The organism is Tautonia rosea (genome assembly GCF_012958305.1).
Classification (GTDB): Bacteria; Planctomycetota; Planctomycetia; order Isosphaerales; family Isosphaeraceae; genus Tautonia; species Tautonia rosea.
In genome coordinates, this window is sequence record NZ_JABBYO010000015.1 from 26,171 (window position 1) to 38,094 (window position 11,924).

Sequence of the window (11,924 nt, forward strand, 5' to 3'; positions counted from 1 at the left end):
CCCGTGTCATTCGCGCTGGAGAGGACTGCCCGGTGCGCACTCTATTGATGGCGTTCGTTCTGGGGATTCCGATGCATGCCCGGGCGGAGGATCGCCCGAATGTGGTGCTGATCGTTGTTGATGATCTCGGCTATGGAGAGCTGGGGTGCCAGGGAAATTCCGAGGTGCCTACCCCGCACATTGATTCGATTGCAGCTGAGGGAATCCGGTTTACCAGTGGCTATGTGACCGCCTCCTATTGCAGTCCATCCCGTGCGGGTTTGCTGACCGGGCGGGATCAGAACCGCTTCGGCTGCGACCTGAACCCGGTCGGTGCGCTTAACGATCAACCGGGAGTCGGCCTGCCGGCTTCGGAATTGACCCTGGCGTCACACCTTCGCTCAGCCGGATATGCGACGGCCCTGATCGGCAAGTGGCATCTTGGAGGCACCAGCCCCCATCACCCGATGCGTCACGGATTTGATACCTTTTTTGGATTCCGCCATGAAGGGCACTATTACACTTCTGTACCCCATGACGGAATGGTCACCTGGCTTCGTCGCCGGACGCTGCCCGATGGTGGAACGGGACGCTGGATTCGCCCGGATGGCCGCCTCGCGATTTCGACCCACATGGGGCACGACGAACCTCCCTACGACGCCGACAATCCGATGTTGAGGGATGGCCAGCCCGTTGAGGTCGATGGCGATCTGACCGAGGTCTTCTCTCGGGAGGCAGTTGCGTTCATCCGTCGCCACGCGGAGCGTCCATTCTTCCTCTGCCTGGCGTACAATGCCGTTCATAGTCCGATGCAGGCCAGGGTCGAGGATGTGGAACGGTTTTCTCACCTGGAGGACATCCAACGTCGAATTTTCGCGGGAATGCTGTCTCGTCTGGACCAAGGGGTAGGCCAGGTTCTTGAAGCATTGCGCGACGAGAGGCTTGACCGCCGGACCCTCGTGGTCTTCGTCAGTGACAACGGAGGCGCGACCCGGGAGCTAACCTCCAGCAATCGTCCGCTCCGAGGTGGCAAAGGCGATTTTTTCGAAGGGGGTCTCCGCGTTCCCTTTCTTGCCCGATGGGTCGGACACCTTCCGGCTGGACAGGTTGAACCCCGGCCAGTCTCGACGCTCGACCTGTTCCCGACCATTTGCGACGCTTCGGGATTTGCGCTGCCTGAAGATCGCACCTTTGACGGGATCAACCTGTTGCCGATGCTGACCGAAGCCGTGGCGGTACCAGAGGATCGGGTGCTTTGGTGGCGCATGGGCCCCCTCGCAGCGATTCGAGTGGGGGACTGGAAGTTGGTCAGGGATCAACGGTCCGGCCCCGAGTCCTCCTGGCAACTGTTTGATCTGGCCAGTGATCCCGCTGAGACGCTCGACCGTGCCGCCGAGCATCCGGAGGTGGTTGAATCCCTCGCCCAGCTCTGGAACACGCGCAATGCCGAGATGCCACCGCCGAGTACTCGGATGGATCGTCGACGTTGAGGGGAAAGCTCAACGGTCTCCGACCGGCGGTCTTCGAGGAGGGCGAATGGCCGTTTCCTCCCAGTAGCGTCGAAACGAGGCAGCCAGCTCCCGGAAGCGCTGGAAATCACCCGGCTTCTGGATAAACGTATTCGCCCCCGCCTGATAGCTCCGCCAGACGTCTTCGTCTCGGCTTGAGGTCGTCATCACGACGACCGGAATGGCTCGAAGCAGGGGGTCACTTTTCAGTCGAGCGAGGATCTGCGATCCACTCGGTCCCGGAAGGTTCAGATCGAGCAAAACGAGGTCGGGGATCAGGTCGGGTGAACAGGAGGGGACACTCAAACGATCCAGATATGCCATCGCCGAGCCACCATCGGAGAGAACGGTCAAGCGATGCCTGAAGCCGACATCCGCAAGGGCCCGTCGGAGGATGAGCACGTCGGGAGAACTGTCCTCGACCAGAAGCAGATGAAACTCAGCGGACATGAATCGCAGTGTCCGAGGAGGAGACTGACTGACGGGGTTCGGCGTCTGGAATTCCCGATTTCAGCGTGGATGGAACCAGGGGAAGATCCACGAAGAAGGTTGATCCGTTCCCGGGCCGACTTTCGACCCAGAGGCGACCACCATGAGCATGGGCAATCTTCTGGCAGATCGCCAGACCGGCTCCTGTGCCCTCATAGCGGTCCCGAGGATGAAGACGCCGGAACATCTGGAAAATCGTTTCGTGATACTGGGGATCGATCCCGATTCCATTGTCCCGGACCATGATGGTGACTCGGTGCCCTCGTTTCGGGAGGGTTCCTACGGAAACTCCTACCTCGACACGAGGGGAGTCTGATTCATTATATTTGAGTCCATTCCCAATCAAGTTGCCAAAGAGCTGACCGAGGCGGGTCCGGTCGCCCCAGACAGTCGGCAAGGGGCTCAGGGATAGGACCTCGGCACGTCGGCTGCGAATCAGCTCGGCAAAGTCAATTCGAAGTGTTGCCAGCAGATCGTCGAGCGAGACGGGATGGAATTCCAACGTCGACTGGCCAGCCCTTGAGAGTTCCAAGAGATCGCGGATTAAGGTCCGCATTCGCGTCGAAGCCTCGGTCAGGTAATCGAGGTACTCTCGGGCTTGGTCGTCGAGCCGATCGGCGTAATCGTGTTTTAAAAACCCGGAGAAGGCGATCAAGGTTCGAATCGGCTCCTGTAGATCATGAGAGATCACATAGGAGAATTCGTCAAGCTCCGTGTTTTTTCGGGACAGTTCGTCGTTGATCCGCGCGAGCCGCTCGTTGTTGCGGCGTAACTCCGCTTCGAGTTGTTTCCGGGCGGTGATGTCCTGGGCCACGCTTCGAGAATGGATCAAGCGGCCTCTGGAGTCTCGTACCGCCACGGCGGTCACGAAGACGTCGATCAAGCGGCCATCCCGAGTCCGCCATTGACTTTCCACCTCGATGCGCCCTTCCTTGAGAAACTGGGCAAAACGACCCCGGAAGGAAGGGCGAAGCTCCTCGGGAAGTAATTCGAGATAAGGCCGACCCAGGATTGAACGTCGATCGTAACCGAGGGTTCGGAGCAGCGTTTCGTTGCAGACCAGGAGGTTTCCCTCCTGGTCAAGGCTGAAATACATGGCCGGAGCGTTCTGATAGAGGTCGCTGTAGCGATCTTTCAGATCGGCGAGGGCCTGATTCGTTAATTGAAGCGTTCGATTCAGTTGCTGGAGTTCCTCGGTCCGCTTGCGCTCTCTGCGACGAGCCCGGATGCGATTGGTGATGTCCGTGACATGGCAACGGAGATAGACCACCGACCCTTCAACGTCGTATCGGGTGGAGACGTTCAGCTCGACCACCCTGCGATTCCCCCCCAGGGTGGAGATCCGGTGGATCAGGCCGAGCGCCTCTCCTTTACTCGAGGCGTGTCGGAGTTCCCGGGTCGCGGGAACTCGATCGTCTGGATGGAGCAGATCGAGGATCGAGAGTTTCCTGAGGCGATCGACTCCGGCACCAAGGAAGGTCTGAAGGGCGGGGCTTACCTCGGTCCATCGCAGTGACTCCGGCGCAAGCCGTCCCACCATGTCTCGGGTCTCGAAGATCGCGGAAGAACCGTCGCCGCCATCGATGTCCGAGGGAGGATCGAACAGCCCGCTCCGTGTCAGCGCTTCTCGTGCTGGGAGGGAGAGCGAGGGTTCTTGGCGGGTGCGGCTTCGGGCCATCGAGGCATCGTATTGCCCGATTGTTCGGTGGAATTCGACGAGAGCCGGGTGCGTGTCGAACTCGGAGGCCGGTGAGGGCAGTGCTCGGGCCGGGTGAAGCCCTTCGATCCGAGCCGTGAGGTGCTCGGTCATCAGGAGTACGGGGTGAAGCCAACGGCGACGTTCAACGATCAGTCCGAGGCCAAGACCGAGCGGGAGCATCAGCGCTGCTCCGATAAGCCCTCCCACGAGAATCGATGGCATTCCGAAAAGGCTTCCGATCAGTGCAAGGAGGGTGATCGAACTGCTCAGCAAGGCCGTTGCTGCCAGCACTCTCGGACCAGTGAATGCGAAATTCCGACCTTCTCCGGTCCAGGTCATTCGTTTGCCTCGATCGGTCAACGGCGAGGAGTGATTGGCCGGAAAGCGTTTGTCGCCAAAATTATGGGAAGGCCCTGCGTTGCTCAAACCCCTTGGGCAGATCAACACCCTGTGAAGCTAGGATGTTTCCGTCGAAAGGTGCTGCGGGACGTGAGGAGCGGGAATTGCAGTCGAATCAGGCAGCCAGAGGGAAAAACAGGCACCTCCATCGGGAGAATTTCGAACGGAGAGCCGCCCTCCGTGCTCCTGGAGGATCTCGGCGGAGAGATATAGGCCGTATCCCGTGCCGGTGTCCTTGGTCGTGAAGAAGGGTTCGAAGATTCGGGGCATCACGACTTCGGGAATGCCGGGGCCGCTGTCGAGGACCTCGATAGAAACTCCTGGTCGATCGGCCTCGGATCGAGGAATGAGGCGGAGCCGGATCGTTCCTTCCGAGGAGTTCGAGAGAATCGCTTCCCGAGCGTTGGTCATGAGATTGAGCAAGACCTGAAGCAGACGGCCCGCGTCGGCTCGAATTGGTGGGAGACCCTCTGGAGCCGGCTCAACGAGCAGTTCAACATGTCCCTGTTTCGGATCAGAACCCTTGCGAAAGTAATCGATGGCCTCGCGGAGAAGCGGTTCGAGGTCGAGGGGACGCAGAACCGGGGGACCGCCGCGGACGGTCGCCATCAAATGCTCGAGACGGACCTGTAAGAGCTGGACGCTTCGAATGATCGGGTCGGCAAAACGGATGGCCGGGTCATCTGCTTTCAATTGCATCCGCATTAACTCGGCGTTTCCTCGAATCACGCCGAGCGGCCCTCGAATTTCGTGGACGATGCCGGCGAGCAGTCGACCAATTTGCGCCATTTGCTCGTTGAGCAACGAGGTGTTGGCCATCTGCCGGTAGCGACAGAGGCGTCGCACCCTGGCGAGGATCACCTCGGGAGCGGCGTCCTTGGGAACATAGTCGTCGGCCCCGGCCTCAAGTCCGGCAAGGACATCGGCTTCGTGGTCTCGGACCGTGAGCATCAAGACGGGGATGCCACTAATCATCGGGTCGGCCCGCAGGGCCCGGCAGACATGATGACCGTCGATGTCAGGGAGGTTGATGTCGAGGATCACGGCGTGGGGGCGGATCGACTGCGCTGCAGCAATGGCCTGACTTCCGGTGTCGACTTCGTAGACACGGAAGTCGGCCCGTCGAAGAAGGGTCCGGAAATACGCTCGGTCCGTTGGGCTGTCGTCGACGATCAGTACGTCGCTCATTCCATTGCGTCCGCGAGCCGGTCTTCAAACCCATCTCACCCGGTGAGCTGCGGGAACTCGTCGTTCTGGACTTTCCTTGGGCCACCACGTATCCGGCTCGATGCGCGGTGTTGCGAATCCGGGGCAACGAACCGAATCGGCACCCTCAGTACCAAGTTCTCCTGTCCGAAGCGATTCTTCTCATCATGGCATAGCAGCCTCTTGCGATCAATCGTCCGCCTGAGGCGGTTCTTGGCATTGAGGTTGCAGCCTAGTGCTTGGATGACTAGCCTACTGACAAGTCAGCCGGGCTTGAACTCCGAGGACGGCGGATCGATACGGACCCCAGTGAACCTTGAAAAAATCATGAGCACGACGACCCATCCAAATGCTTCCTCCGTTTCGACACCGACGCTGCACTTGTCCGACATTGAGCAACTCATTCATGCAAGCCACTGGGATCCGTTCGGGGTGCTCGGTCCTCATGTAATAAACGCCAACGGCCGATCGCACCTGGCGATTCGGGCCTTACTTCCGGATGCGGCACGCGCCTGGGTGGTCGACCTGACCGGAGGCGAACCCGGCTCGTTGATCGCGATGAATCGGCTTCATCCGGAAGGACTGTTTGAGCTGGTCATTCCGAATCGATCCTCGGCAATCCCCTATCGACTCGCGATCGAGAACGGCGAAGGACATCGCTGGCAAGTGGTCGATCCCTATCGGTTTGGCCAGGTGCTGTCGGACTTCGACATCTATCTGCTCGGTGAAGGGAACCATTTACGTTCCTACGAGAAGCTTGGAGCGCACATTCGAGAGATCGACGGCATTCGAGGGGTTCACTTTGCCCTTTGGGCTCCCAATGCCCAGCGGGTCAGTGTCGTCGGTAACTTTAATCACTGGGATGGTCGCCGCCACCCGATGCGCAACCTCGGGCCGACGGGACTCTGGGAAATCTTCATCCCGGACCTCCAGCCAGGAGAAGTCTACAAGTACGAGATCAAGAGTCGATACAATAACTACCTAGTTTCAAAGTCAGACCCATACGGCTTTTATGCCGAACGCCGACCTCAAACCGCCTCGATTGTCTGGGATGTCGACCACTTCCGCTGGAACGACGCCGAATGGATGGGACATCGGACGCAGAACCAAGGCCTCGACGCGCCGATCTCGGTGTACGAGGTGCATCTCGGTTCCTGGAAACGCCGCGCTGAACAGCAAGGAGACTATCTCTCATACGCGGAATTGGCGGAACAACTCGCTCATTACGTCAATGAGATGGGATTCACGCACGTCGAGTTGTTACCGATCAACGAGCACCCCTTCGACGGCTCCTGGGGCTATCAACCTGTTGGATTGTACGCCCCCACCTCTCGGTTCGGCTCTCCCGATGACTTCGCCCAGTTCGTTGACACGATGCACCGCCACGGAATTGGCGTGATCATCGACTGGGTCCCTGCACACTTCCCCAGAGACCTCCACGGGCTGGGGTATTTTGACGGAACCCACCTGTACGAGCATGAAGATCCGAGACTAGGCGAACACCGCGACTGGGGTACCAAGATTTACAACTTCGGGCGCTCCGAGGTTCGCAATTATCTCCTTGCAAACGCTCTGTTTTGGCTGGACAAGTATCACATCGACGGTCTTCGGGTCGATGCCGTTGCGTCGATGCTCTATCTCGATTACAGCCGAAATCCCGGCGAGTGGGTTCCCAACGCTTTCGGCGGCAACGAGAACCTCGAAGCGATCGACTTTCTCAAGAAGTTCAACGAGGCCGCGCATGCCCAGTTCCCCGGCGTTCTGACCATCGCCGAGGAGTCGACCGCCTTTCCAGGTGTCTCCCGTCCGACGTACGTCGGCGGGCTCGGGTTCAGCCTGAAGTGGAATATGGGCTGGATGAACGACACGCTTCGCTATATCTCCAAGGATCCGGTTTATCGGAAATATGAGCATGGAGTGCTGACGTTTAGTCTTGTTTACGCATTTAGCGAAAACTTCATGCTCCCGCTTTCCCACGATGAGGTCGTGCACGGAAAGCGATCATTGCTCGACAAGATGCCCGGTGATATGTGGCAAAAGGTGGCCAACCTCCGGCTCTTGCTCTCCTACCAATGGACGCATCCCGGCAAGAAACTTCTGTTCATGGGGGGAGAATTCGGCCAGTGGCGTGAGTGGAATGAGTCGGAAAGCCTCGACTGGCACCTCCTCCAGTGGGCCGACCATCAAGGGCTTCAGCGAATGGTCGCTGACCTGAACCGGATATATCGGTCGGAGGGAGCCCTTCACGAGATCGACTTTGATTGGCAGGGGTTCGACTGGTTGGAGCTGCACGACTGGGAGAACAGTGTTCTGGCGTTCCTCCGAAAAGGGAAGCATCCCGGTGACGAACTCGTGGTCGTGTGCAACTTCACCCCGTGCCTGCGCGAAAATTACCGAATCGGAGTTCCTCGGGGAGGAGGCTACCGCGAGGTCTTCAACTCGGATTCTTCCCTGTATGGCGGTTCGAATGCCGGTAATCACGGCTACCTTCAAGCCATCAATGAACACCACGCCGGGCGACCGTGCTTCCTCAACCTAACCCTTCCTCCGCTGGCCGTGGTGATTCTCAAGCCTGAGTAGAGGGGCCAAGCTGATCTTGTCAGGTCTGCGGAAGCGATTCCGATGACCCGGTCGAGTTTCGGCCAGTGACTGCCATTGGCCATTGCCGGTGGATTGCCTCTGCAACACTTGCGAGTGCGGGGTCGTCCGCGATTCGACGAGTGGTGGCAAGGCAGGCATGTCGAATCGTTTTCGGGTCGCGGCCACCAAACGCCTTACCGAGGTCAGCATAGCTGGCCCCGGTGAGTTCTCGGGCGAGGAGAATCGCGAGATGCCTCGCCTCGACGAGGGTGGCTCGACGACTGGATGATCGAAGGTCGCGGGGGCGAAGACCAAACGATCGGGCCACCACCTGAGTGATCTGGGCGATCGAGACAGAGGCATTCGCGAATTGGTCCTCATGAATCAAGGTGTTCACGAGTGCAAGATCGATTGGACGGCGATCCAATCGAGCCATCAGTGCAACGCGGGCAAGCCAGCCGTCGATCAGTCGGTATCCCTCGGCGGACTCAGCCAGCGCGTCGAGGGCTTCAGCAGTCGCCGTCAGGCCGAGTCGCCTCACCTGATCGAGCAAATAACGGCGTCGGGTGGCGGGGCCGGGTCGATCGAGTCTTACGGTCAAACCGACCTGGAGCCGATCGGCCAGACGTCGGGGCCATCCGGCCCAGCGTCCCGGATCGTTCCGAAGGGAGACCGCAACCGAGGCTCCTGCGGCATCAAGCGCATCAAGTGTTGGTTCGAGTTCCGCCAAGGAGAGCGGCGAACGCGAGATCCCGTGCAAATCGTCGATCGCCAGCAGATCGACCTCCCGAACACTCCGACGCAACTCGGCCCAGGCGGCTGGGGTGTCCCGATCCGCGGCCCGATGGCAGGCATCGACGAAGACCTCGGAGGGCATCAGGGCCACCGCGGCGTTTGGCCTTCGAGCGATGCAATCTGCGATCAATTCTTCAAGCAATCGGGTTTTTCCCGATCCCGAGGGGCCGACGAGCACCAAAGGTGATCGGTCGTTCTGCCCTCGTGCGAGTTCCCGAATCGCGGCCTGGGCGAGTTCGTTCTCCGGGCCGACGAGAAAACCGTCCCACGGTCCCGATCGAGGCGGATCGGGCGCGGAACGGTTGAGTTGATCGAAGGGTATCGGCGTCTCCATCCGTCCGGCCTCGAACCCATCTGATCAAGGTCAGGATCGCTCGCGAAGGGCGCGATTGATGTCGCGCTTGGTCTCCCGAGATTTGATTGCCTCGCGTTTGTCGTGCAGCTTGCGGCCGCGGGCGATGGCGATCTCGACCTTGGCGATGCCGTTCTTAAAATAAAGCTGCAGGGGGACGATCGTCAGCCCCTTCTCGCTCGCCTTGGTCTTGAGGCGATCGATCTCCCGGCGGTGGAGGAGGAGCTTCCGGGGGCGCTTGGGTGTGTGGTTCATCCGGTTCGCTTCGACGTATTCGGGAATGTCGACGCCGTAGAGCCAGGCCTCGCCCCGGTCGAGCCCAGCGTAGGATTCTTCCAGGCTCGCCTTGCCGTTGCGCAGGCTCTTGACCTCCGTCCCCTTCAGGACGATCCCCGCCTCGACCTTTTCCAGAAGGTCGAACTCATACCGGGCGCGACGGTTCCGGGCGACGACCTGAATGGCATCCGCCTTTGAATCCCTCGATTTGTCGCCGCCCTTCTTCGCCATCGAAGCGTCCTTCTCAATCGAGGTTCCGGGAAGCCCGGACCAAACCTGTATCGTGTGATCGAATTGTAAAGGTCGCATCTGAGTTGGGGCAAGGTGCGTCGTTCATCCCGCGCCGAATCCGGCTCGTGATGCCTCGCAGGCGGCGAGGATCTCCTCGGCAATCCTGACACCTTCTTCTTGAACAAGAACCTCGGCCCGTGGCATGTCACCGGCCTGCCAGGCTTCCCGCCAGCGTTCCTGGAAACTGCCGGGTATTTCCTCACGAATCCGCAGGATCGGTGTATCGTATCCGATCGAGTACGAACTAGAACGCCGATTAGCCCATCGGGAGAGGGGTTCCTCCGGGTCAATTGCGGTCGTTCCGAAAAAGCACGCCTGGCCCGTTGCGGCGACGAAGGTCGGCGGGATGACGCCTCGGCGCAATTCGGCCATGGTCGCGAGGAATGCATCGCGATCGAGGTCGGTCGATCGCTCGGGGAGATGGGCGAGGCGATCGAACCAGAGGTCGGTCACGATCCAGCGATCCCCCCAGTAATCGGCCGACCACCGTTCCTGGAGTAGTTCGCGAGCGGCCTCGCGGAGCAGGGTCGAGGCGTCGTTGCCCGTCAGTCGCTCCGGCCCGGCTTCCTCGTCGAAATCTTCCGGCAACCAGTTGCACCACGCGAATCCGGCGGCGGAGAGTCCCGCAACGACCCGGGAAAAGACGGCGGGGGAAGCACCGTCAAGGACTACGTAGCTCGGCCGACGGTCGAGGTTGTCCCGCAGCTCCGACACCCTTCGACGGGTCAACGGGTCGATGGCATCTGACGCGACCTCGGCCAGCGGCCCGAGGACGAATCGACGGACGGCGAAGCGTGGATGGGGAACGATCAGGCCCGGAGTATCGATGATCTGATCGCCGAAGAGGATCAGATCGAGGTCGAGCGTCCGGGCGTCCCATCGGACCTCGCGGACCCGTCCGGCGTGGTGCTCGACCTCGATCAGGAGGCGATGGAGATCGAACGGGTCGAGCGTGGTTTCCAGCGCCGCGGCGGCATTGAGGAAGGCCCCCTGGCCGCCGGGACCGCCGACGGGGGGCGTCTCGAGATACCGGCTGACACCCCGGACGACGACACCGTCCGATTGAGCGATTTCGGCGAGCGCCCGGTCGAGAATCTGCGAGCGATCGCCGAGATTGCTGCCAAGGGCGATCAAGGCCAGGGTGCTGCCCATCGTGATCGCCCCCGAGCCGGTTCAGAAGGTGAGATTGCTGATGCGAGCGACCGCTTCTTCGAGGCGGGGCGAATCGACGGTCAACGCCATCCGGAAGAATCCGTTACCAGCATCGCCAAAGCCCAGGCCCGGAGTGGTCACGAGATTGGCTTCGTCGAGCAACTTGGAGCAAGTGCTCGTCGAGTCGTAGCCGGAAGGGCAGGGGATCCAGACGTAGAAGGTCGCGGCCGGTGTGGGCACTTCCCAGCCGAGGCGTTTCAGCCCGGACACGAGCACATCACGCCGTTCCTTGTAGAGAGCCCGGATCGGCGGGGTTATCGCTTCGTACTGGTCGAGTGCCGTGACAGCGGCCATCTGCACGGCAGTGAAGATGCCCGAGTCGCTATTGGCCTTCACCTGCCCGAGTGCTGCGACGAGCGGAGCACCGCCGACGGCGAATCCAACCCGCCAGCCGGTCATGTTGAAGGTTTTCGAGAGGCTGTGGAACTCGACGGCCACTTCTTTCGCACCGGGAACCTGAAGGATGCTCGGGGGAGGTTCGTCGAAGTAGACCTCGGAGTAGGCGGCGTCCTGGGCGACGACGAAATTGTGCTCACGGGCCAGGGCGACCACCTTCTCGAAGAAGGGGAGATCGGCCGATCCGGCGGTCGGGTTGTTCGGGTAGTTGAGGAACATCAACCTGGCCCGCTTCCAGACGTCGGCCGGAACAGCGTCAAGATCGGGACGGAAGCCAAGGCCGGGCTCCAGCGGCATGATGTACGGCTCACCGCCCGCGAACTGGACGGCGGAACGGTACACGGGGTATCGAGGGTCAGGAACCAGCCCCACATCACCCGGGTTGATCACCGCGAGCGGGAAGTGGGCGAGGGCTTCCTTCGAGCCGATCGTCGGGAGAATCTCGGTTTCGGGATCGAGTGCGACACCATAGCGCCGTGAGAAGAACGAGGCGATCGACCGGCGCAGTTCGGGAGACCCTTGATCGAGCGCGTACTGGTGGAAGCTCGGATTCTCGACGTGCTGCTGGAGGCTCTTCACGATCGGTTCGGGAGTCGGCTTGTCCGGGTCGCCGACGCCGAGATTAATCACATCGCGACCGGCAGCGATGGCGGCCTTCTTCTTCTTGTCGATCTCGGCGAAGAGGTAGGGAGGGAGCTGGCGAAGCCGTTCGGACTTGACGAAGGTTTCAGGCATCGTGGTC

At 60.6% G+C, this 11,924-nt stretch carries 9 protein-coding genes; 2 read left to right on the forward strand and 7 right to left on the reverse strand.

The features are described from left to right. Window positions 1-32 precede the first annotated feature (32 nt). The gene (locus HG800_RS21715) at window positions 33-1,469 is read left to right on the forward strand and encodes a sulfatase-like hydrolase/transferase (protein ID WP_206352388.1); all 1,437 of its coding nucleotides are present in this window, start codon (window positions 33-35) and stop codon (window positions 1,467-1,469) included. A 9-nt stretch (window positions 1,470-1,478) separates the two neighbouring features. Here the strand turns inward: HG800_RS21715 and HG800_RS21720 are convergent, their stop codons facing one another. From HG800_RS21720 to HG800_RS21730, 3 genes are all read right to left on the reverse strand, one after another. After that, window positions 1,479-1,937: a response regulator gene (locus HG800_RS21720; RefSeq protein ID WP_169979453.1), complete on the reverse strand. Its 459-nt coding sequence runs from the start codon at window positions 1,935-1,937 to the stop codon at window positions 1,479-1,481. After that, window positions 1,927-3,897, reverse strand: coding sequence for a sensor histidine kinase (locus tag HG800_RS21725; RefSeq protein WP_169979455.1), 1,971 nt, complete (start codon window positions 3,895-3,897; stop codon window positions 1,927-1,929). Before HG800_RS21725 ends, HG800_RS21720 begins: the two co-directional genes overlap by 11 nt. A 234-nt stretch (window positions 3,898-4,131) precedes the next feature. Then, window positions 4,132-5,262 carry an ATP-binding response regulator gene (locus tag HG800_RS21730; protein WP_169979457.1) on the reverse strand — a complete coding sequence of 377 codons (1,131 nt, stop codon included), beginning with the start codon at window positions 5,260-5,262 and terminating at the stop codon, window positions 4,132-4,134. 345 nt (window positions 5,263-5,607) lie between these two features. Here HG800_RS21730 and glgB point away from each other — a divergent pair, with 345 nt between their 5' ends. Further along, entirely contained in the window at window positions 5,608-7,860 is a 2,253-nt protein-coding gene (gene glgB, locus HG800_RS21735) for a 1,4-alpha-glucan branching protein GlgB (RefSeq protein ID WP_169979459.1), read from the forward strand. 19 nt (window positions 7,861-7,879) lie between these two features. Here the strand turns inward: glgB and HG800_RS21740 are convergent, their stop codons facing one another. The 4 genes from HG800_RS21740 to HG800_RS21755 form a co-directional block, all read right to left on the reverse strand. Further along, on the reverse strand, window positions 7,880-8,989 hold the full coding sequence (locus HG800_RS21740) for a DnaA/Hda family protein (protein WP_169979461.1): 1,110 nt from the start codon (window positions 8,987-8,989) through the stop codon (window positions 7,880-7,882). Window positions 8,990-9,019: 30 nt separating this feature from the next. After that, entirely contained in the window at window positions 9,020-9,514 is a 495-nt protein-coding gene (smpB, locus tag HG800_RS21745; protein WP_169979463.1) for an SsrA-binding protein SmpB, read from the reverse strand. Window positions 9,515-9,616: 102 nt separating this feature from the next. Beyond that, a complete protein-coding gene (gene folK, locus HG800_RS21750) occupies window positions 9,617-10,726 on the reverse strand; it encodes a 2-amino-4-hydroxy-6-hydroxymethyldihydropteridine diphosphokinase (protein WP_169979465.1) in 1,110 nt (369 codons plus the stop codon). Window positions 10,727-10,747: 21 nt separating this feature from the next. Continuing rightward, window positions 10,748-11,917, reverse strand: a complete 1,170-nt coding sequence (locus HG800_RS21755; RefSeq protein WP_169979467.1) for an LL-diaminopimelate aminotransferase — start codon at window positions 11,915-11,917, stop codon at window positions 10,748-10,750. Window positions 11,918-11,924: the final 7 nt, after the last annotated feature.